The organism is Sphingobacterium litopenaei (assembly GCF_014692495.1).
GTDB lineage: Bacteria > Bacteroidota > Bacteroidia > Sphingobacteriales > Sphingobacteriaceae > Sphingobacterium > Sphingobacterium litopenaei.
Genome location: NZ_JACOIJ010000038.1, coordinates 1 through 23,065 on the forward strand (window position 1 = coordinate 1; position 23,065 = coordinate 23,065).

Consider the following 23,065-nt stretch of genomic DNA (forward strand, 5'->3'; position numbering starts at 1 on the left):
CTAAACGAAGAATAGCAATGGAGCTTAGAGATATGATAACTGCTATTCTAATAATATTTGCAGGAGGAGACCCAGCTAAAGTTTTCAAAACATGAAAAATGGTCGGAATTTCTTCCGACCATGACTACCTTACGGCAGCTTTTTTAATATTTTTACTTTGCAAATTTTCTAAACTTACCAAAAACTCCCAGAGGCAATTTTGGTCCTGCAGTCGCTTGCAGATATAATTCTCCAATTTCTAAGTTTTCAACTTGTGGGAATGAAGTTTTTATCAAGTTCTCTACAATAACTGATGAGAAACCTAATGAATAGGTATTTAAAATCAAGAAATGTTCTTTTGGATCTAATAACTGAACTACATCTTGCATCATTTCCATGATATGATCTTCCAACTTCCACTTCTCTCCTTTCGGTCCGTGCCCATAAGCTGGAGGATCCAAGATAATACCGTTATATTTATTCCCGCGTTTCAATTCGCGTTTCACAAATTTCAAAGCATCTTCTACTACCCAACGAACATCCGTTAAGCCAGAAAGCTCTTGATTTTCGTTTGCCCACGTTACAACCTGTTTGATAGAATCAACGTGTGTCGCATCAGCACCCGCAGCACGCGCAATCATTGTCGCCCCACCTGTGTAAGCGAAAAGGTTTAAGAACTTCGGATTAGGCGTTTTCATCGAGCGAACCGACTCGGAGATATAATCCCAGTTAACAGCTTGCTCAGGGAAAATTCCCACATGCTTAAATGAAGTCAATCCCAAGCGAAATTTAATTGCTACATCGTTATTCTTATATTCAATATGCCAACGATCCGCAGTTTTCGGATTTTTCTTCATCCATTCGCCACTTGTAGCCGAACGGCCTTTGAATTTAATATGATAACGTTTATTCCATTCTCCGTCACTTAAAGCTTTTGGCCATACGGCCTGCGGCTCTGGACGAATCAAGATTAAATCACCAAAACGTTCTAATTTCTCGAAGTCACCACAGTCGATTAATTCGTAATCTTTCCAATGTTGCGGTGTAAGTAGTTGGATATTTGTTGGAGTAGACAATGTGCTATTCGTTTAATTTTTTGCAAAGGTACGGAAAATAGGCAAATTATTTCATCGTAGCTTTCGCTGCTTTCATCAAAGGACTTGCAAATACAAAATCATTTAACTCTTGTACATCCGAATGCAGCATATCTTGATTTGAACCTTCCCAAAATTTCTGACCTTTATGCAAAAACATAATATACTCTCCAATTCCCATCACCGAGTTCATATCATGTGTTACTACCACCGTTGTACATTCGTATTCTTGTGTCAATTCTAAAATCAATTCATCAATCAGAATGGAAGTAGCAGGATCTAAACCGGAGTTTGGTTCATCGCAAAACAAATATTTAGGACTCATCGCAATAGCGCGAGCTATACCAACTCTTTTTTTCATACCCCCGGAGAGTTCTGAAGGATAAAGTTTATTGGTATTCATCAAATTCACACGCTCCAAACAGAAGTTTGCGCGATCACGTTTCTCCGATTTGCTCATTTCAGTAAACATATCCAAGGTGAATATGATATTCTGCTCGACAGTCATCGAATCGAATAAGGCAGAATTTTGAAACAGCATTCCTATTTCTTTCCGAATAGGAACTTTCTCTTCAAAATCCATAGCCGTAAATTCCTGTTTATTGAAAAAAACACGACCTTGCTCGGGCCTATGCAATCCTACAATGCATTTCAATAAGGTACTTTTTCCGGACCCCGAACCTCCGATTATCAGAGAGACTTTCCCTGGTTCAAAAATCGCATCAATTCCTGTTAATACTTTTTTATCCCCAAAAGATTTATGTATGTCTTGAACTTCTATCATTGTAATCTTTTATAACATCAATGCCGTAATGATATAATCACTAGCCAAAATTGTAATACAACCCACCACTACTGCACGTGTACCAGCCTGACCAACTTCTAACGCACCACCTCGTACATGAAATCCTTTGTAAGCAGGCACTGTTGTAATGATAAATCCATATACAAAAGCTTTCACCATGGCTACCGCAACAGTCAGTCCATTGAATCCACCTTGTATTCCTTGTACATATTCATTGGATGTCACAGCTCCAGTCAATACCCCGCCTAACAAACCTCCAACTAAAGCGCATACTATCGCAATAATAACCAAAACAGGTACCATAATAATACCAGCCAACAGTTTTGGTAAAATCAAGTATCCTGCAGCATTGATTCCCATAATTTCTAAAGCGTCAATCTGTTCGGTAACACGCATGGAACCAATTTGCGATGAAATCGAAGATCCAACCTTACCCATTAATACTAATGCAGAAATTGTCGGTCCTAATTCCAGAATATTAGAGTCACGGTTGATTTGACCAATAACTGAACGCGGGATAAAATCAGAATTTAATTGGAAGGCAATCTGCATCGTCATTACAGCCCCAATAAATGTGGAAATGATTATGATTAATCCTAATGATCCCACACCTATCTCACTCATTTCATGCAACATCTCTTTCCAATATACTCGCCATTTTTCAGGTCTTTTGAAAACCTTTTTCAGCAAGAGTATATATTCACCAAAATAATAGAATATCATATGTGTATTGTACGGTTTATGCTAAAATACATATTATATACATATAACCCATAAAATTTGCTTTTGTTTAAAATTCAATAAACATCTACCAATTCACCGAAAGTTTTCCTTTCTTTACCGAAAATAGTTACCAAACATTAAACTACCTTCTTACATTCGTGACATATTACAGAGAATGTATATATTTATAAGAATATGAAGAGTAAAATTTCAACAGGTATTTGGCTTGTATTTTTTGGGTTGATCGCCTTATTGGATAATTTCAATATTATTGATTTCAATTTCTATGCAATCACAAGATATTGGCCATTGCTTATTGTCTCGCTAGGTATCAATTTGATATTTCAATATAAAAATTATGGCACAGCAGTAATTATAGGAGTAAATGTGGCGCTATGTGTATTTTTAGCTTTTGTAGGATTTACTTCCCAAGAGAAATTCAATTGGATGGGAAAAGTAGTCTATAATAGTACTAAGCTAGACACCACCAATGCCAAAAGTGTGGTACATGTTCCTTTCTCAGATGCATTTAACAATCCCGAATTTGTTTTCAATATTGGTGCTGCAACAGTAAAAGTAGACAGCAATACAACGCATTTGATGGAAGCAAAATCCGATAATAAAAACTTGAGCTTCCAATTGGAAACACAAAAAAATGACATTGAACTAAACGCTGTTATTAGTGATAAAAATGCAAAAGATCATTTGGTATTCTTAGCTTTGAATACCACACCGACTTGGGATTTAACATTCAATATCGGTGCTGCGAGATTTGATGCGGATTTTTCAACACATAAGTTTTCAAGATTAGAAATTAATTCAGGTGCAGCCGCGGTGAATTTCAAATTAGGACAGCCCGCCGTAGAAGAAACTGAAATAGAAATTAACACGGCAGCTTCTTCTTGTAAGATTACCTTGCCAAAAGATGCTGCATGCGCTATTGAAATGACCACCATTTTCTCCAGCAATAAATTGGAGGGTTTTACGAAGAAAGATGGTATTTGGCAAACAGACAATTACGAAGCAGCTGCAAAAAAATACGTTATCAATTTGAATGGTGCTGCGAATTCTCTTAAGATAGATAGATATTAAATCTATAAATAGCTACCTTTGTACCGAAATGGAAACACAACATAGTTTGATATTACCAGGTAGTTATTGCAACTCCAAATTAACATATTCTCGATTTAAAACTCGTGAAATTCAAATTGGTCATCTTGCCATGGGTGGAAATAATCCCATCCGCATTCAAAGCATGACCACTATCGATACGATGGATACTTTAGGTTCTGTCGAACAGACCATTCGCATGGTAGATGCGGGTTGCGAAATTGTACGCATTACCGCGCCCAGTATCAAAGAAGCCGAAAACTTAGGAAATATTAAGAGAGAACTTCGTGCTAGAGGTTACGATGTACCATTGGTGGCGGATATCCATTTCACACCTAATGCTGCAGAAGTAGCTGCACGTATCGTTGAAAAAGTACGTGTCAATCCAGGTAATTACGCCGATAAAAAGAAATTTGACCAAATAGATTATACCGATGCGGCTTATCAAGCCGAATTAGATCGTATTTATAAAAAATTCGCTCCGCTGGTTGGCATTTGTAAAGAATACGGCACAGCTATGCGTATTGGTACCAACCACGGTTCTCTTTCAGACCGCATCATGAGCCGTTATGGCGATACACCTGAAGGTATGGTCGAATCTGCAATGGAATTTATCCGTATTTGCGAGGATTTAAACTTCTACAACTTGTGTGTGTCGATGAAATCCTCGAATCCACAAGTAATGGTTCAAGCTTACCGACTTTTGGTTGAAAGAATGGTAGCAGAAAACATGAATTACCCACTTCATCTTGGTGTTACAGAAGCTGGTGATGGTGAAGATGGTCGTATCAAATCTGCTGTGGGTATCGGAACCTTGCTAGAAGATGGTTTAGGAGATACTGTTCGCGTGTCTTTGACAGAAGAACCCGAAAAAGAAGCTCCTGTAGCTATAGCTTTAGTAAATCGCTACAGCAAAAGAAAAGCAGCACTTGAAAATATCCCACAACGTGAAATCTTGACGCTGGCTGAAGTTTCAAAAACTCAACCTTACCATTCAAAAGAAGTCAATACATTCGTAGGAGGATCACTTGTTCCACGTGTAATCATCGATATTTCAGCAAAAAACTTAAAAGATCCTTTTATTCTTTCTGAAGTGGGTTACAAATATGACGCGATCAACGACAAGTATCATATGGGTGATCAGTCCGTGGATTTTGTGTACTTAGCTGATGAATTGCCTTCATTTACGATGCCTGGCAATTTAAAACAACTGTACAATTACAATACTTGGCTTGGACTGACAAATAAAGCTAATATACATCCCGTATATTCCTTAGAGGAATTTAATCAGGCGCTAACAAAAGACCCAGTATTGAATTTGGTACGTATTTCGAACGATGATTTAGCAAGTGAAGAATTCAATAATCTACAATTGGATCACACTGTAGTCTTTTTGTTAGAAACTACAAATATCCATGGAATGGCGGATCAACGCCAATTCTTTGCCAATATACAAGAGATTGGACTGGATAATCCGGTAATTATTCGTCGCAGCTATGCTCCTGAAGATTTTGCAGGCCCTGTAGGAGACATTATGAATCCTGAAGAGCCAATTTCTAAAATTCAATTGTATGCCGCTACAGATTTAGGGGCTTTATTGATTGATGGTTTGGGGTCAGGAATTTGGATTGATTCGCCTGCGACTCCTACAGATAAATTAGCATCGGTTTCTTTTGGAATATTGCAGGCTACTCGTTCGCGTATTTCCAAAACAGAATATATCTCCTGTCCTAGCTGCGGTCGTACATTATTCGACTTGCAGGAGACGACCCAAATGATTCGCTCGCGTACAAACCATCTTAAAGGTTTAAAAATCGGTATAATGGGATGTATTGTAAATGGTCCTGGAGAAATGGCTGATGCGGATTACGGTTATGTAGGTGCTGGTCCAGACAAAATCACTTTATACCGCGGTCAAGAGGTCGTGAAAAGAAATGTATCTTCAGCACACGCATTAGATGAACTGATTAATATCATCAAATCAGACGGACTTTGGGTAGAAGAAAGTTAATCTTCATTTCCATAAACTTATTTCAAAGCCTTTAGTGTTGATACTTAAGGCTTTTGTTTTTTTTATTTGTATATTTAAGTTTAAGGTAACCAAAATAAACTTTATGAAAAAACTTATCTTTCTATGCACTTTGCTGGTTAGCAGTCTTTCACATGCCCAGAAATTTGAAGCCAATTGGGAATCACTGAATAAAAGAGGGATTCCAGAATGGTTTAATCAAGATAAATTCGGAATTTTCATCCATTGGGGAGTATACGCGGTACCCGCATATGCGCCCGTAATTCCTAATAATGGACTGAGTTATTCAGAATGGTATTGGAATAGGATTAGTTACAAAGAGAAGTCTTTTTGGGAATTTCACACCCAAAATTTCGGTGAAAACTTTTCTTATTTTCAATTCGACCCGTTATTCAAAGCAGAATTATACAATCCAACGCAATGGGCTGAAGTATTCAAAAATTCAGGAGCAAAATATGTGGTATTGACATCCAAGCATCATGATGGTTATGCATTATGGGATAGTCCAGAAGCTGATCGCAGCTGGGAAAGACCATGGAATGCGGTTTCTGGGACCCCAAAACGTGATTTACTTGGTGACTTAACAACTGCTGTACGAGATGCAGGCTTGAAGATGGGCTACTATTATTCACTTTATGAATGGTACAATCCGCTATGGCAGTCCGATAAAAATAAATATATCAACGAGCATATGCTTCCTCAATTGAAAGATTTGGTAAACAAACACAAACCTTCAATTATTTTTTCGGATGGTGAATGGGATTTATCCGATACCACATGGCAAAGTAAAGAATTTTTGGCTTGGCTTTTTAATGATTCACTCGTAGCTAAAGATGTAGTTGTAAATGATCGTTGGGGTAAAAATACACGGGAAACTAATCATGGAGCCACCTATACGACATCCGAATATGGTAGCGGCATGAGTGCCGACATTGTATGGGAAGAAAGTCAAGGTATAGGACACTCTTACGGTTATAATCGCAATGAAAATATCCACGACTACAAAACTTCAAAAGAACTGTTGTTATTACTTATCGATATCGTCGCTCGTGGTGGAAATTTACTACTGGACATTGGTCCTACTGCCGATGGAAGAATTCCAGTTATTATGCAAGAGAGACTTACAGAAATGGGTGAATGGCTTAAAGTAAATGGAGAAGCAATTTACGGTACTAAAGCTGTTAAAAATCCGTACCAATGGAGTTCGACAAACATTCCCAAGAAAGATGATAAAAGCTATATGGCGGGATACAATGCTGCAAAACTCGTCGAACCAAAAGCTGATGTAGCGCATGTGGAACTATTTTTCACCAAAAAAGATAAAGATTTTTATGCATTTCTACCAAAGTACCAGTCAAAGATTGTTCTGAAAAATTATAATATCAAGTCTAATACAGCTGTATCAATATTAGGTTCATCAAAAGTTTTAAAAGCTAAAAATGTCGGAAAGAATTGTGAAGTCGATTTATCAGGCTTTATTCCCGGAGAAATCCCAGGAGAATTACTGGTTTTAAAATTTACGAATATGTTGTAATTCTTGATTGCACCTTTATTTCTAAAAGGACTTGTAAACCAATTACTAGTCCTTTTTTAATATAAATCTATATCTTCCATCTCGAATAATCCACTTTAAATAATCTTCGATGCAGGTGGGTACGCAAATAGATATAAAAGCCAAGAGAAATTATCACTCCAATACTTCCCATAATATACAAGGCATTTTTAAGTCCTACAGCTTCCGCTAGGGTGCCAGTAATCAAACTACCAACAGGGAATATACCTTGGAAGGACATAACGTAGTACGACATAATACGTGCTCTATAAGAAGACATGGAATGGGTTTGGATATACGTATTGATACTTGAATTTTGCATCATCATAGCAAAGGAAACAGCCACTGTAAAGAAAATCGCAGAAGGTAGGTAATGTGCATAAGCCAACAGCAATATAGAAATCCCCATTGTCAGGGCTGAGAACATGACACGATAACGCAAATTCTCACCCGTTTTGAGACTTGCCATACGGATAGCGCCAATCATGGCTCCCAACCCCGCTGCTGATTCAAACCAGGAAAAGGTTGTTTCATCGCCATTAAACAAATCTCGCGCTACTGCGGGTAACAACGATGTATAGGGTATCACAAACAAACTAGAGAACGTCATAATTACAATCAAGGAAGCCAAGTGTGGCGATCTTCTGAGATAATCAAAACCATCAACCAAACCTTGCCACGTGGAACGTCCTTTGACTGTTGCAATTGGCTTTTCAATGACTTTCATTAAAGATAGCGTTGTAAGCACAGGAATAAAGCTTAGGAAGTTCATCAGAAAACAGACAAACTCTCCATAAGTACTAAGTAACACCCCTCCAATAGCTGGTCCGACCATACGTGCCGCATTGAAAACAGAAGAGTTCAACGCGATTGCATTGGGTAAATCTTTTCGATTATCCACCAATGAGGACAATAAAGCTTGCCTTCCTAACACATCAAAAGCATTTATCACACCTTGCACAAACCCCAGAATACAAAGCCATGTAACCGATTCCCAACCTAGAAAAACCACCAAGGTCAGAATACCTGCCTGAATCATTAGCAAAATCTGCGTCCAAACAACGAGCTTATATTTAGATCTTCCATCGACGAAAGAACCAATAAAGGGTGCCAAAAATAATGAAGGAGAAAGCGAAATAAAGGATACAAATCCCAACCAAAATACAGAGTCTGTTAACTCATATACAAGCCAACTAATGGCTATGCGTTGCATCCATGTACCCAGCAATGATAGGGACTGTCCTATCGTGTGCAACCTAAAATTTCGGTAGTGCAACGATCTGAAAATTTCCATGTGGGCAATATAGCGTTTAATATGAATAAATAACTACCTTTGTAACAGCTAAAATTATAGATAGTTTTAAATATTATTAAAATACAACAAACTTAAACATGAAGTTTTTTATTGACACAGCCAATTTAGATCAAATTAAAGAGGCTCAAGATTTAGGCGTATTAGACGGCGTAACTACCAACCCAAGTTTAATGGCCAAAGAAGGTATTAGTGGTGAAGAAAACGTAATCAATCACTACAAGGCAATCTGCTCTATCGTGGATGGCGATGTAAGTGCTGAAGTAATCGCTACTGACTATGAAAACATGATCAAAGAAGGGGAAGCACTAGCGGCATTAGATCCAAAGATCGTCGTTAAAATCCCAATGATCAAAGATGGTGTTAAAGCAATCAAATATTTTAGCCAAAAAGGAATCAAAACGAACTGCACGTTGGTATTCTCAGCTGGTCAAGCTTTATTAGCTGCTAAAGCTGGAGCTACATATGTATCACCTTTCGTAGGTCGTTTGGATGACATTTCTGTAGACGGTTTAGGCTTAATCGAGGAGATTCGTTTGATCTATGATAACTACGGTTTCAAGACTCAAATCTTAGCTGCTTCTGTACGTCACAGCGCACACTTATTAGGTTGTGCTAAGATTGGTGCAGATGTAATGACGGGTCCTTTATCAGCTATCACAGCCTTATTAAAACACCCATTAACAGATAGCGGTCTTGCTCAATTTTTGGCTGATCACGCTAAAGCTGCAGGCAAATAATCAAGCTCTATATACAGCATACAAAAGCCTCTCAGACCACCCGTCTGAGAGGCTTTCTTTTACCAGCATAAATTCGTAATTTTACCTATATGAAAACAACACAACACGAAGCGCATACACATGATCATACTACGGATTTTAATCAACTTTTGAAGTCTAATGGACTTAAAGTAACTAAGCCGCGCCTTCGTGTATTGGAAGTTATTTCTGACAAAAAGACAGCTATCACCCAACCGGAATTGGAGAGAGTTTTCGGTGCTGAAATTGACCGAGTGACGCTGTATAGAATCTTAGCTTCTTTTGAAGACAAGGGAATTTTACATAAGATTTTCGATTTACACGGAACAGCTACTTATGCAATTTGTTCGACCAAATGTAGTGCCGACCACCACCACGACCAACATGTACACTTTATCTGCTCGGTTTGCAATAGCGTATATTGCCTAGATGAAATCTCCGTACCTAAGATCAATATTCCGACAAACTTTTCCTTGCATGCGATTGCTATCAACGCAGTCGGAATTTGTGAGGTATGCCAAGCTCAACAGGATTAATCGACCTCTTTCACACTATTATCTGAAATAATCTTCTTTGCATTTTACATGTAGAAGAAGGATTGTTTTTGGTATTTTTTGCACAATTTTTAACCTCATCTTTATATAAAAAATTTTAGCTTTTAAAGGTATAAATATCTATAATAAAATAACTTATACATGCTAAAATAACAATTTTATAAAATTAAAATTTAAATAAAACTATACCCTTAACCAACTTTCCTTCTCAAACCACTTAAAAACAAAGGTTTATGAAATACGATTTTAGTAAAATTAACAAATTAAAGGCTAATATTCAGCAACATACTGTTGCTAAAATAAACCATAAAATAACTTAAAATATATTTAAAGATTTCTTAACCTCTATACCTTGTAATCATTCATTAACTCTGGCAGTATTGTTGTATATTAGTATATGATTTCAAGGCAGTGTTGTGCTAAGCACTTCTCTTCTCCCCTGCCCTGATTAGATATTATAAAACACATAAAATACAATCGACTCATATGAAGAGCAAAAAAGAGAATCCGTATAAAGAGGTATTAACGCAACTCGTCATAGATGTTTTTGAAAAGAACGGCAACCAGCTGATGAACTACAAACAAGTAGCCTCAAAACTTAACATCACCGATACAGATTCCAAAATAACTATTGCAGATATTCTAAGTGACGCGTCCAAGCAAGGTCACTTCCAACAACCCGAAAGAGGCAAGTTTAAACTTCGCCAATTGAAAGTATATGTAACCGGAACTGTCGATATGACAGCAGATGGTTCAGCCTATATCGTACCCGAAGATGAATTGGAAAATGACATTTTCGTAGCCCCTCGAAAACTTAGACAAGCACTAGATGGAGACACCGTAAAAGTGCACGTCTACGAACGTAAAAAAGGTAAGAAGAGAGAAGGTGAAATCATCGAAATTCTACAACGTGCAAAGACGGATTTTACAGGAACCATAGACATCTCCAAGAGCTATGCATTCTTCCTTCCTGACGATAGAAAAATGCTACACGATATCTTCATCCCTTTGGACAATTTGAATGGTGCCAAGGACGGAGAAAAGGTAGTCGTATCAATTATGGAGTGGCCAGCGAACGCCAAAAATCCCATAGGAAAAGTAAAGAGTGTATTGGGTAAAAAAGGAGAAAACAATACCGAGATGAATGCCATTCTCGCTGACTTTGGCTTCCCTTTGGAATTCCCGAAAGAAGTAGAAAAAGCTGCAGCAGATATTTCGGATAAAATCAGTGAGGAGGAAATTTCATTACGTCGTGATTTTAGAAATGTGCTTACTTTCACGATCGATCCTTTCGACGCAAAAGATTTTGATGACGCCATTTCTTTCCAAATTCTAGAGAATGGAAATTATGAAATCGGCGTACACATTGCGGACGTTTCGCATTATGTGACGCCAGATTCTATTTTAGATAAAGAAGCATTTCAACGAGGCACTTCGGTTTACTTAGTAGACCGTGTAATTCCAATGCTTCCTGAAAGACTTTCAAACAATCTATGTTCTTTGAGACCGAACGAGGATAAGTTGACATTCTCAGCGGTATTTGTAATGAATGAGAAAGCAAATGTGATTGAACAGTGGTTTGGAAGAACTATTATTCACTCAGACCGCAGATTCACGTATGAAGAAGCACAAGAGATTATTGAGAATAAAGCAGGCGATCATTCCGAAGCTATTTTGAAATTAAACGAACTGGCTTACATTTTACGCGAGCGCAAATTCAAAAATGGTGCAATTAGTTTCGAGAGCGAAGAGGTGAAATTCCATTTGGACGAAAATGGAAAACCATTGGGTGTATACACCAAAGTGCGTAAAGACGCCCATAAGTTGATTGAGGATTTTATGCTTTTGGCAAATAGAAAAGTTGCTGAATATATAGGTAAACAAGGGAAAGGTAAAAATAAACTAGGCTTCATTTACCGTTTCCACGATGTGCCTAATACTGAAACATTGAACACCTTCTCCAATTTCGCTGCTCGCTTTGGTTACAAACTAAATACTAAAACAGATAAAGAAGCCGCAAAGTCTTTGAATGCTTTAATGACGAAAATTGAAGGAAGCAAGGAGCAAAACCTTTTAACATCCTTAGCTATCCGTTCTATGGCAAAAGCGATTTATACGACAAAAGGTACTTCCCACTACGGATTGGCTTTTGATTACTATACACACTTCACCTCCCCTATTCGTCGTTATCCAGACGTAATGGTACATCGCTTATTGCAATACTATTTGGATGGTGGTACCAAAGTAAATACCGAACACTATGAGAAACTTGCAGAACATTCTTCGCAAATGGAGAAAAAAGCTGCTGAAGCGGAACGCGCTTCTATTAAATACAAACAAGCTGAATTCTTACAAGACCAAGTTGGTGTAGAATATACTGGTATTGTTTCTGGTGTGACAGAATGGGGAATGTATGTAGAAATTCAAGAAAACAAATGTGAAGGTATGGTACGCTTACGCGATATCACGGACGATTTCTACACTTTAGACGAAAAGAACTATGCTATCATCGGTCAGCGCAAGAAGAAAACATATCAACTAGGCGACGAAGTTCAAATCAAAGTGAAGAAAGTCGATTTAGAGAAAAGACAGATTGACTTTACTTTGTTATCATAAAACAACAAGAGCGCTTATATTTAGCGCTCTTATTGTTTTATTTTTCATGCCATTTATACTTTCCATCAAATCTTCAACAGAATCTGGAAATAAGTCTAAAAGATGGGGCTTAATACCATTTCACCGAATACTTCCCACAGAGAATCCAACCTCACGGCTGACAAGGAAGCTTTTTGCCCTGCTACCATATCTCCTCCACATAGAAATAGATGTTTAATCAAAATCATATTTTATTTTACAATCTATTTTATAGAGTTTTGTAAGACAAAAACTCATGAATTTCAGATACGATATTGGTATTTTACGTGCTATAGCTGTGATTGCTGTAGTATTTTTTCATTTCCAGATTCCATATTTTCAAGGCGGATTTATAGGTGTAGATATCTTCTTTGTTATTTCTGGATATTTGATGACTTCCAATATTCTGAAAGGCTTTCACCACAATAATTTTAGTTTCCGAACATTTTATAGCAAAAGAGCTCAACGGATTGTTCCTGCATTATTATTTATGCTTGTGGGAATAGCCATTGCATCAGCCTTCACCTTGCTTCCAAAAGATATAAAAACAATAAACGAATATGCGATCAGCAGTTTGTTTTTCGTGTCCAACATTTCCTATTATCTGAAAAGCGGATATTTTGATAATGCATCTCAATCAAATTTTTTGTTGCACACCTGGTCTCTATCGGTGGAATGGCAGTTTTATATGATTTATCCCTTATTGTTATATCCTTTTCGGAAACGACTAATAGAGCACAGGTATCAAAGTATTATTCTATTTAGTTTTTTGATTCTGTTTTCTTTCTTAGGAATGCTTTATTTCAATGAGAATGATAATAGCCTAGCTTTTTATATGTTTCCTACACGCGCATGGGAAATGCTATTGGGTGGATTAGTATATTTTTTGCAAAAGGAAATAAAAATTAATACAGTTTCCCGTGGTATGATATGCAGCATATGCTACCTAGTTTTATGCTACTGCATTTACGCTTATCAAGAGAAGGATATGACATGGCCCTCCTGCTATACGCTTATTCCGGTTTTTGCGACGGCATGCATTATATTAGTTCGTTGGGAATATAATTTATTTCAATCCTCTATCGCACAGTTTATAGGGAAAATCTCATATCCTTGGTATTTATGGCATTGGCCGATATTCGTTTTTACCTATTATTTTGCGTTGACAGGACATGGAGTTACCCTAATCCTTATATTATCTTCACTTACATTGGCAATCCTCTCTTATTATTTAATTGAAAGCAACAGAAGGCTTGCGTCACTAAAATTTGTTGCGATTAGCGCATCTATAAGTCTATTTACCTGTGTAGGAATAAGCTATGCCAGTACGCATATCCAAGAGTCCGAAACCCAATACTTTTCCCATTATAATGAAAATTACCGCAAGAAATTTTTAAACAAACAGTTTAGAAGAGGAACTTGCCATATAGATGTGGAACATACGTTTGAGCAATTCAATAAAAAAGGCTGTTTGTTTATTCATTCTAATAAAAAGAATATTTTATTACTCGGAGATAGTCACGCGGGAGCACTTGCGTATTCTTTCAAGACACAATTACAAGCTTCAAATATTAATTTTTTGCAAGCAACGGTCTCTACGACATATCCTTTGTTAGAAACAAAAGGCCCAAAAAATTCTGTTAAGGTAATAGATTACATCTACAAAACTTTTCTACCTAAAAATGCTATGCATATAGATAAGGTGTATATTACAGGATTTTGGGGATCGGGACAATACGACTATCCCACTCTGAAAAAGAAAATGGAGAGTCTAATAGCCTATCTCAAAAAACATAAGCTAGAATATACTATCATCGGTCAAACTCCTGCTTATACGATGACTTATGGAGATATTTTAGCATTGGAAAAGAAACTCAACTCCAAACTGGAACAAAAGTATATTTTAAAACAGGCTAATGATTATAATAATGCTCTTAAAAAAGATTTCGCTGGTAACGATTATTTAAATGTTGCGGATTATCCATTTATTAAATATCAGAATAGAGAATGCTACATGTACGACGATGACCATCTAAGCATTTTTGGAGCTGATCAATTAGTGAGATATATAATTAGCAAAACTTACTAAAAAGTCCCTCAAGTTAATTCAAACTTTTTTCTACACAACACTTTACAATTCCAAATCTTATATTTATCTTTGCGGACTTAAAAAGATTTTTTAACAAAAATTTAAAACAGAAACAGGTAAATGCCTACTATTCAACAATTAGTTAGAAAAGGTAGAGTAGCTCTGGTTGATAAGAGTAAGTCACCAGCGTTGGACTCATGTCCACAGCGAAGAGGTGTATGTACACGTGTATATACTACTACCCCTAAAAAACCAAACTCAGCAATGCGTAAAGTAGCTCGTGTACGTTTAACAAACGGTAAAGAGGTTAACGCTTACATCCCTGGAGAAGGTCACAACTTACAAGAACACTCGATCGTATTGATCCGTGGTGGTCGTGTGAAAGATTTACCAGGTGTACGTTACCACATCATCCGTGGTGCATTAGATACTTCAGGTGTAGCAGGTCGTAACCAACGTCGTTCGAAATACGGAACTAAGCGTCCTAAACCAGGACAAGCAGCTGCAGCTCCAGCAAAAGGTAAAAAGAAATAATTAAACGGAGGAAAGAAAAATGAGAAAATCAAAACCGAAAAAGAGAATCATTTTACCTGATCCAAAGTTTAATGACGTTCAGGTAACACGTTTCGTAAATAATATGATGTTAGACGGTAAAAAATCTATCGCTTACTCTATTTTTTACAATGCAGTAGAATTAGTAGAACAAAAAACACAAGAAAACGGTTTAGAGACTTGGAAAAAAGCTTTAAACAACGTTATGCCTGCTGTTGAAGTTAAATCTCGCCGTGTAGGTGGTGCTAACTTCCAAGTTCCTATGGAAGTTCGTCCAGAGCGTAAAATTGCTTTAGGTATGAAATGGTTAATTTCTTACGCCCGTAAACGTGGTGAAAAAACTATGTTTGAGAAATTAGCAGGAGAAATCATTTCAGCTTCTAAAGGTGAAGGTGCTGCTGTGAAGAAGAAAGAAGATACGCACAAAATGGCGGAAGCTAACAAAGCGTTCTCACACTTCAGATTCTAATTTTGAACACAAAGATTCAAATATGATTACACCGACCTTTGGTAATACATCTTATATATTATCAAGGTCGGTGTACTTATTTCACAATCTGCATTAAAAACAAAAGCCCCGTAAGGGAAACTAAAAAATAATATGGCAAGAGATTTAAAATTCACTAGAAATATCGGTATCGCTGCTCACATCGATGCTGGTAAAACTACTACAACTGAGCGTATCCTTTACTACTCAGGTGTAAACCATAAATTAGGTGAAGTTCACGAAGGTGCTTCAACTATGGACTGGATGGAGCAAGAGGCTGAGCGTGGTATCACAATTACTTCTGCTGCAACTACAGTATTCTGGAACTACCGTGGTAACAAATACCAAGTAAACGTAATCGATACTCCTGGACACGTGGATTTCACGGTTGAGGTAAACCGTTCATTACGTGTATTAGACGGATTAGTATTCTTATTTTCAGCAGTAGATGGTGTTGAGCCTCAATCTGAGACTAACTGGAGATTAGCTGATAACTACAAAGTTCCTCGTATTGGTTTCGTTAACAAAATGGACCGTTCAGGTGCTGACTTCTTGAAAGTTGTTAAACAAGTAAAAGAAATGTTAGGTTCTGAAGCAGTTGCTTTACAATTACCTATCGGTGCTGAAGACACTTTCAAAGGTGTAGTTGACTTGATCAACAACCGTGGTATCGTATGGAATGAACACGATAAAGGTATGACTTTTACTGAAGTGCCTATCCCTGATGATATGGTTGACGAAGTAGCTGAATACCGTGAGAAATTATTAGAAGCAGTAGCGGGTTATGATGAGTCTTTGATGGAGAAATTCTTCGAAGATCCTAATTCATTGACTGAGCGTGAAATCTTGAACGCTTTACGTGCTGCTGTATTAGATAACTCTATCGTTCCTATGGTTTGTGGTTCATCTTTCAAAAACAAAGGTGTACAAACTATGTTGGATTTAGTAATGGAGTTATTGCCTTCACCTCTTGATGTAGAGGCCGTAAAAGGTACTCACCCTGACACTGGTGCTGAAATCGAACGTAAACCTTCGGTTAACGAGCCTTTCGCAGCATTAGGTTTCAAAATTGCTACTGACCCATTCGTAGGTCGTTTATGTTTTATCCGTGCTTACTCTGGTAAATTAGAGGCTGGTTCTTACGTATTGAACACTCGTTCAGGTAACAAAGAGCGTATCTCTCGTATCTTCCAAATGCATGCTAACAAACAAAATCCTATTCCTTTTATCGAGGCTGGTGATATCGGTGCTGTTGTTGGTTTCAAAGACATCAAAACTGGTGATACTTTGTGTGATGAGAAAGCTCCTATCGTTCTTGAGTCAATGGTATTCCCTGAGCCGGTTATCGGTTTAGCAATCGAGCCTAAAACTCAAGCTGACGTAGATAAATTAGGTATTGGTCTTGGTAAATTAGCTGAAGAGGATCCTACATTCGTAGTTAAATCTGACGAGGAAACTGGTCAAACAGTAATCTCAGGCATGGGTGAGCTTCACTTAGAAATCTTGATCGACCGTTTGAAACGTGAATTCAAAGTTGAGGTTAACCAAGGTGCTCCTCAAGTAGCTTACAAAGAGTCTATCAATGGTACTACTGAACACCGTGAAGTATACAAAAAACAATCAGGTGGTCGTGGTAAATTCGCGGATATCAAAGTTGTTATCTCTCCAGTTGATGAAGATTACGATACTTCAAAATCAGCTTTACAATTCGTAAATGAAATCGTAGGTGGTGCTATTCCTAAAGAATACATTCCTTCAGTTCAAAAAGGATTCGAAGCTTCATTGAATAATGGTGTATTAGCGGGTTACCCTCTATCAGGTATGAAAGTTCGTTTGATTGATGGTTCATTCCACGCAGTCGATTCAGATTCATTATCATTCGAATTAGCTGCTAAGATGGCTTACCGTGAAGCATTACCTAAATGTTCTCCTGTGTTGATGGAGCCTATCATGAAAGTGGAGGTATTGACACCAGAAGAAAACATGGGTGATGTAATGGGTGACTTGAACCGTCGTCGTGGTCAGATGCAAGGTCTTGACTCACGTAATGGCGCTCAAGTAATCAAAGCGTTAGTACCACTTTCAGAGATGTTTGGTTATGTAACTCAATTACGTACTATCACTTCAGGTCGTGCAACTTCTACTATGGAGTTTGATCACTATGCAGAAGCTCCTCGTAACGTAGCTGACGAAGTAATTGCAAAATCTAAAGGTAGAATCAAAGGTTCTGTAGAATAATAGAACTTTATAAAAATAAACCGGTCTCCTATTGTGAATAGCTCTAATAGGAGATCATTTTAAAAACAAATACAAAATGAGCCAAAGAATCAGAATCAAATTGAAATCTTACGATTACAATTTAGTTGACAAATCAGCTGAGAAAATCGTAAAAACAGTAAAACCTACAGGTGCAGTAGTTTCAGGTCCTATTCCTCTTCCTACTGAGAAAAAAATCTATACAGTTTTACGTTCACCACACGTTAACAAAAAAGCTCGTGAGCAATTCCAATTATGTTCTTACAAAAGACTTTTGGATATCTACTCATCAAATGCTAAAACTGTTGACGCATTGATGAAACTTGAATTACCTTCAGGTGTTGAAGTGGAAATCAAAGTGTGATAGATTTCAGTACTGAAAAAGAAAATCCTTCTCCCATAAAGAGAAGGATTTTTTGTTTAATCACATCCGTCAGGACCACAACTAGGCCCATCAGAAGTATCCTGAATCTGAATTGAATTAGCTTCTGGTTGCCATTCTGAATAGGCTTTTTCTAAAGTTTGAACAAATAATTCTAATTGCTGCGCTCCTGATACAGCGTATTTACGATCATATACAAAGAAAGGAACCCCTTGTACACCGATTTGACGTGCTTCGTGCAAATCCATTTTCACCTCATCATCCAAAGATCTCTCTTGTACAGCTTTTTCATATGCTTCAGCGTCTAGCCCCAGTTGTGTAGCAATATCTTTTAACACCCCGATATCATCGATATTTTTACCTTCGGTAAAATAGCTTTGGAATAACAATTCTTCTACCTCATCTTGCTTTCGAAATTTCTTTGCAAAATGTGTCAATACATGTGCTTTAAAAGAATTAGCAACAACAGACTTATCAAAGTTATAAACCAAACCTTCTTGAGCAGCCATTTGCGTAACTTGCGCATTCAAAGCTTGCGCTTGTGCCAAAGGCATCCCTTTGTGCTGGGCTAAATATTCATCAATAGAAATAGATGTATCTGTTTCTAAATAGGGATTCAATTGAAAACTTTTCCATTCGATTTCGAGTTTATCTTTTATCGGCGAATTTTCTAATGATTTTTCAAAACGACGTTTTCCAATATAACAGAATGGACACATCACATCGCTCCATATTTCTATCTTCATTTTATTCATAGCAGAATGATTTATAATTAAAAATACAAAGAGCACTACAATTATTCGTCACAAGAACGTATAAAAAAAGGAACTCCATTTATTTCGAAATGGAGTTCCTTTTTAATATCAATTAATTTTTTTAAAATTGATAGCCAATTCCAAAAGAGAGTACTCGGTTTTTATTTGAATACTTAGAACCTGTTTCTTTAGAAGTATTTAATAGCCCCAGACCATATCCAGCATTTACCAAAAATCCATTAGCAAGTTTATAACCAGCCATTACATTTAGTCCCACATCAAAAGCTTTCATTCCCGCTTCATCAAAACTTCGACTTTCATTATAATCTTGGAATTTAGTTCGTGTAGAAACACCATATGCAGCATAAGGCCCCGCCCCTAACAATACGGTTCCATTTCCAGCAGGTATATAATATACAAAGTTTATTGGAATCTCAATATATAGAGTACTTACGGTGGGCTCAAAATCCTTAAGAATCTCTGCTCCCTCCACATCTTCTAAATTGATATCTTGACCAGCGATTTCGAAATCTCCTTCTACTTTGGTAAAATCAATGGCATTAATCAAATCATAAAAATTTATCTTTCCACCTTTATTTTGTAAAGATAAACCAGGCTGAATAGATAAGTTTGGTATTAATTTAATATCAGCATAACCCGTAACATGAAATCCAGTAAGGCTTTTGGTTTATAATCTAGACCTGGTCCTGAAAATTTAATTGCAGGTAAATTAACTCCAGCTTTCACGCCGTAGGAGGTCTGTCCGTAGGAAGCAGAAGCAAATCCTATTGCCACTGCAAATAATAGTAAATGTCTTTTCATACCTATTAGTATAAAAAGACATCTATAAGTAAACATACTATTGAGAAATAATTTTATTTTTCAATAAATATTTTTGAATAAAGTCTTATTTTTTTAAAGAAGCCATATCAATCACAAAGCGATATTTAACGTCGCTCTTAAGCATACGCTCGTAGGCTTCATTAATATTCTGCATAGTAATCATCTCTACATCCGATACAATATTATGCTCACCACAAAAATCTAACATTTCTTGTGTTTCTTTAATACCTCCAATCACAGAAGCTGCCACAGCTTTACGCCCCATAATCATAGGAACAGTATTCAATGCGGTAGCCATCTTTCCAATATAACCCACCAACACTAAAGTTCCACTAACACTCAAAGTCGTTACATACGGATTGACATCGTGATCATAAGGTACTGTATCGATTATTAAATCAAATTTTCCCGCCACTGACTTCATCTGGTCCGGGTCAGTTGAAATTACAACCGTATCTGCTCCTAGTTTTTTAGCATCTTCAATTTTGTTCGTGGAACGAGAAAACAAAGTAACCTCTGCCCCTAATCCTTTTGCTAACTTAATAGCCATATGCCCTAACCCACCCAGACCTATAACGGCTACCTTACTACCTGGACCTGCATTCCAATGTTTTAATGGTGACCAAGTCGTAATACCTGCACATAATAAAGGCGCAACGGCTTTTATATCTAAATTTTCAGGCACACGCAATACGTAATTCTCGTCGACAACAACTTTCTCAGAATATCCACCAAAAGTATGTCCTCCTAAAAATTTATCCTTACCATTATACGTTCCTACAGAACCATTCAAACAATATTGCTCTAAATCTTTTTGACAACTTTCACAAGTACGACAAGAATCCACCAAACATCCAACACCTACTAAATCACCTATCTTATATTTACTTACAGCATCACCTACCTTTGTCACACGACCTATGATCTCGTGACCTGGCACCACGGGATACATACTTCCTCCCCAATCATTTCGCGCTGTATGTAGATCGGAGTGACATACACCACAATATAAGATATCAATTTCCACATCTGAAGCCGTAACCTCGCGACGTACAATAGTCATTTCTCTTAAATCCTGATCCGCAGCTTCCGTACCGAAAGCTTTTACTTGAGTTGTTTGTGCCATAGCTTCTATTACTTATATATTGTAAATAAATATACGTCTATTTGGAAGAGAGAACAGATTTATTTATGTAAAATTAGTGTATTAAATAACTTTTTTGGCACCAAGACAATTAGAGTTTTGGTAATTTTGAATATGGAAAATTTACAAGGAAAATTTGCACTTATTACAGGTGGAGGTCGTGGCTTAGGTAAAGCTACAGCTTTAGCTTTTGCTCAAGAAGGCATTAACGTGGCGATCACTGGTCGTAACGAAGCTAAACTAGTGGAGACAGTAAAAGAGCTAGAAGCTTTAGGTGTAAAAGCGGCTTATAAAGTATTTGATATTACCAACTTCGAAGCTGTTGAGAAAGCTGTTCAAGAGTTGAATGCTGAATTTGACACTTTTGATATTTTGATTAATAATGCTGGTATTGGTGCATTTGCATCAGTATTGGATATGGATGTTAAAACATGGACAGACATTATCAATACCAACCTTTTAGGAACATACTATGTAACTAAAGCGGTATTACCTCAATTAATTGCTAAAAATCAAGGTGATATTGTTAACGTTTCATCTACAGCAGGATTGAATGGTGCGGCTACAACTTCAGCATATAGCGCATCCAAATTCGGTGTTATTGGTTTCTCGGATTCATTAATGCGTGAGGTGCGTAAAAACAATATCCGCGTATGTACATTGATGCCATCTACTATTGCTTCAGATATGTCAATTGATTTAAAATTAACTGACGGTAACCCTGATAAAGTATTACAACCAGAAGATTTCGCTGAACTAATTGTTGCGAACTTGAAATTACCAAGAAGAGCCATGTTGAAATCAGCTTCTTTGTGGTCCACAAACCCATAATAAGAAAGACGGTTAAATACCGTCTTTCTTATTTTTAACCTCTTTGATTTCGACAACTTCTGGATAAAGTTCATCATGAAGTATCTTATATGAATGATCAGATGAATCTTCCTCTCCTAGTAAAAATCCCCAAGGTTTTAAATCATATATACGATCAAATACGATCTTGAGAATAGCTAATATTGGTATGGCTAAAAACATTCCTGAAATACCCCAAATCAATTCCCCCATAATAATGGCTAACATGGCAAAAAGCGAATTAATCTTTACTTTAGAACCAACAATCTTTGGCACTACAAAGTTACTATCGATAAAGTGCACAACAATTAGTGCTACTACGACAAACAACACTTTTGTCAACGAGGATGTCGCGAAAGTAATCAACGAGATAATAAGTAAAGCCACAAAAATCCCCACATAAGGAAGCACATTAATTACACCTGTAATAATCGAAAGCATAAGTCCATATTTTACACCTATAATACTTAAGGCTATGAATGTCATTACTGCCACAATAAGCATTTGCAAAATCAAACCTATTAGATATTTCTTGACCACATATTGCACTTCACTTGCAATGTCTAAAATAATAGATTGATGTTCTCTTTTGTTCAACAACAACATAAAACGCAATATATGTCTACGATAAATAAGGATAAAAAAGGTATATAAAAATGTAAATACCAACAGAATGAACAAAGAAGACAAAGAGATTAACGCAATTCCTACAATCGCAGTTCCTTGACTCAAGGACTTACTCAACGTTTGAGAAAGATATTCAGATTGTTTGCTATAACCAATGTTGAAAGTCTCATGGATCCAAGCCTGTATGGAATTAATCCCTGTCCATATTTGAGTTTCGAAAGCAGGCCAATCATCCTTTAACATTGTCATTTGAGAACCTATCAAGGTGAAAACCCCAATTATCAATCCGAAGAATAATAGTAAAGCCACCAAAGCCGCCAAGGTTCGATGAAATCGCAACTTTCTTTCCAACCAATTACAGGCTGGAACCAACAACAGCGCAAAAAGTGTCCCTAAGATTAATGGTACAATAATCGTCTGTCCGATATGCATAAAATAACCTATGGCTAGTATACTAATCAGAACAGTAGCTAGTTTTAAATAAAATGGTAGTGAGAAAAATCTTTGCATAAAGCTAATAATTCGACTTTT

At 36.9% G+C, this 23,065-nt stretch carries 21 protein-coding genes; 12 read left to right on the plus strand and 9 right to left on the minus strand.

What is annotated here, in order from left to right; translation table 11 throughout:
- Positions 1 to 152 precede the first annotated feature (152 nt).
- From H8B04_RS14590 to H8B04_RS14600, 3 genes are read right to left on the minus strand one after another with little or no spacing between them, the layout of a single operon-like run.
- Positions 153 to 1,055 carry a class I SAM-dependent methyltransferase gene (locus H8B04_RS14590; protein WP_165292033.1) on the minus strand — a complete coding sequence of 301 codons (903 nt, stop codon included), beginning with the start codon at positions 1,053 to 1,055 and terminating at the stop codon, positions 153 to 155.
- Between the two features lie 46 nt (positions 1,056 to 1,101).
- Positions 1,102 to 1,857 carry an ABC transporter ATP-binding protein gene (locus tag H8B04_RS14595; RefSeq protein ID WP_190302817.1) on the minus strand — a complete coding sequence of 252 codons (756 nt, stop codon included), beginning with the start codon at positions 1,855 to 1,857 and terminating at the stop codon, positions 1,102 to 1,104.
- A gap of 9 nt (positions 1,858 to 1,866) precedes the next feature.
- Positions 1,867 to 2,601, minus strand: coding sequence for an MlaE family ABC transporter permease (locus H8B04_RS14600; RefSeq protein ID WP_165292035.1), 735 nt, complete (start codon positions 2,599 to 2,601; stop codon positions 1,867 to 1,869).
- Between the two features lie 195 nt (positions 2,602 to 2,796).
- Between H8B04_RS14600 and H8B04_RS14605 the strand changes: the two genes are divergently transcribed.
- The 3 genes from H8B04_RS14605 to H8B04_RS14615 all read left to right on the plus strand — a co-directional run bounded on the left by H8B04_RS14605 (position 2,797) and on the right by H8B04_RS14615 (position 7,274).
- A complete protein-coding gene (locus H8B04_RS14605) occupies positions 2,797 to 3,693 on the plus strand; it encodes a LiaI-LiaF-like domain-containing protein (RefSeq protein ID WP_165292036.1) in 897 nt (298 codons plus the stop codon).
- Positions 3,694 to 3,721: 28 nt separating this feature from the next.
- On the plus strand, positions 3,722 to 5,722 hold the full coding sequence (gene ispG, locus H8B04_RS14610) for a (E)-4-hydroxy-3-methylbut-2-enyl-diphosphate synthase (RefSeq protein ID WP_190302818.1): 2,001 nt from the start codon (positions 3,722 to 3,724) through the stop codon (positions 5,720 to 5,722).
- Between the two features lie 103 nt (positions 5,723 to 5,825).
- Positions 5,826 to 7,274 (plus strand): alpha-L-fucosidase, encoded by a 1,449-nt coding sequence (locus H8B04_RS14615; RefSeq protein ID WP_190302819.1) that lies wholly within the window; start codon positions 5,826 to 5,828, stop codon positions 7,272 to 7,274.
- Positions 7,275 to 7,341: 67 nt separating this feature from the next.
- Here the strand turns inward: H8B04_RS14615 and H8B04_RS14620 are convergent, their stop codons facing one another.
- The gene (locus tag H8B04_RS14620) at positions 7,342 to 8,586 is read right to left on the minus strand and encodes an MFS transporter (RefSeq protein ID WP_190302820.1); all 1,245 of its coding nucleotides are present in this window, start codon (positions 8,584 to 8,586) and stop codon (positions 7,342 to 7,344) included.
- 98 nt (positions 8,587 to 8,684) lie between these two features.
- On the opposite strand from H8B04_RS14620, the gene fsa reads away from it, so the two are divergent.
- The 8 genes from fsa to rpsJ all read left to right on the plus strand — a co-directional run bounded on the left by fsa (position 8,685) and on the right by rpsJ (position 18,298).
- Positions 8,685 to 9,344 carry a fructose-6-phosphate aldolase gene (fsa, locus tag H8B04_RS14625; protein ID WP_190302821.1) on the plus strand — a complete coding sequence of 220 codons (660 nt, stop codon included), beginning with the start codon at positions 8,685 to 8,687 and terminating at the stop codon, positions 9,342 to 9,344.
- A gap of 89 nt (positions 9,345 to 9,433) precedes the next feature.
- The gene (locus tag H8B04_RS14630) at positions 9,434 to 9,898 is read left to right on the plus strand and encodes a Fur family transcriptional regulator (protein ID WP_190302822.1); all 465 of its coding nucleotides are present in this window, start codon (positions 9,434 to 9,436) and stop codon (positions 9,896 to 9,898) included.
- A 504-nt stretch (positions 9,899 to 10,402) separates the two neighbouring features.
- Positions 10,403 to 12,532, plus strand: a complete 2,130-nt coding sequence (rnr, locus tag H8B04_RS14635) for a ribonuclease R (RefSeq protein WP_165292041.1) — start codon at positions 10,403 to 10,405, stop codon at positions 12,530 to 12,532.
- A gap of 274 nt (positions 12,533 to 12,806) precedes the next feature.
- A complete protein-coding gene (locus tag H8B04_RS14640) occupies positions 12,807 to 14,639 on the plus strand; it encodes an acyltransferase family protein (protein ID WP_190302823.1) in 1,833 nt (610 codons plus the stop codon).
- A 120-nt stretch (positions 14,640 to 14,759) separates the two neighbouring features.
- A complete protein-coding gene (gene rpsL / locus H8B04_RS14645) occupies positions 14,760 to 15,173 on the plus strand; it encodes a 30S ribosomal protein S12 (protein WP_002993550.1) in 414 nt (137 codons plus the stop codon).
- Between the two features lie 19 nt (positions 15,174 to 15,192).
- Positions 15,193 to 15,660, plus strand: a complete 468-nt coding sequence (gene rpsG, locus H8B04_RS14650) for a 30S ribosomal protein S7 (protein ID WP_165292043.1) — start codon at positions 15,193 to 15,195, stop codon at positions 15,658 to 15,660.
- 132 nt (positions 15,661 to 15,792) lie between these two features.
- Positions 15,793 to 17,916 (plus strand): elongation factor G, encoded by a 2,124-nt coding sequence (gene fusA, locus H8B04_RS14655; protein WP_165292044.1) that lies wholly within the window; start codon positions 15,793 to 15,795, stop codon positions 17,914 to 17,916.
- Positions 17,917 to 17,992: 76 nt separating this feature from the next.
- Entirely contained in the window at positions 17,993 to 18,298 is a 306-nt protein-coding gene (gene rpsJ, locus H8B04_RS14660; protein WP_039053489.1) for a 30S ribosomal protein S10, read from the plus strand.
- Between the two features lie 56 nt (positions 18,299 to 18,354).
- On the opposite strand, the gene H8B04_RS14665 is transcribed toward rpsJ, so the two are convergent.
- From H8B04_RS14665 to H8B04_RS14680, 4 genes are all read right to left on the minus strand, one after another.
- Positions 18,355 to 19,071 carry a DsbA family oxidoreductase gene (locus H8B04_RS14665; RefSeq protein ID WP_223815445.1) on the minus strand — a complete coding sequence of 239 codons (717 nt, stop codon included), beginning with the start codon at positions 19,069 to 19,071 and terminating at the stop codon, positions 18,355 to 18,357.
- A 121-nt stretch (positions 19,072 to 19,192) separates the two neighbouring features.
- A complete protein-coding gene (locus tag H8B04_RS14670) occupies positions 19,193 to 19,717 on the minus strand; it encodes an outer membrane beta-barrel protein (protein WP_190302831.1) in 525 nt (174 codons plus the stop codon).
- Positions 19,708 to 19,893, minus strand: coding sequence for a hypothetical protein (locus H8B04_RS14675; RefSeq protein ID WP_165292047.1), 186 nt, complete (start codon positions 19,891 to 19,893; stop codon positions 19,708 to 19,710). Before H8B04_RS14675 ends, H8B04_RS14670 begins: the two co-directional genes overlap by 10 nt.
- Before the next feature lie 85 nt (positions 19,894 to 19,978).
- Positions 19,979 to 21,040: an NAD(P)-dependent alcohol dehydrogenase gene (locus H8B04_RS14680; protein ID WP_165292048.1), complete on the minus strand. Its 1,062-nt coding sequence runs from the start codon at positions 21,038 to 21,040 to the stop codon at positions 19,979 to 19,981.
- Positions 21,041 to 21,172: 132 nt separating this feature from the next.
- Here H8B04_RS14680 and H8B04_RS14685 point away from each other — a divergent pair, with 132 nt between their 5' ends.
- Positions 21,173 to 21,889, plus strand: a complete 717-nt coding sequence (locus tag H8B04_RS14685; RefSeq protein ID WP_190302824.1) for a 3-ketoacyl-ACP reductase — start codon at positions 21,173 to 21,175, stop codon at positions 21,887 to 21,889.
- Positions 21,890 to 21,901: 12 nt separating this feature from the next.
- On the opposite strand, the gene H8B04_RS14690 is transcribed toward H8B04_RS14685, so the two are convergent.
- A complete protein-coding gene (locus H8B04_RS14690; RefSeq protein WP_190302825.1) occupies positions 21,902 to 23,044 on the minus strand; it encodes an AI-2E family transporter in 1,143 nt (380 codons plus the stop codon).
- Between the last annotated feature and the right edge of the window lie 21 nt (positions 23,045 to 23,065).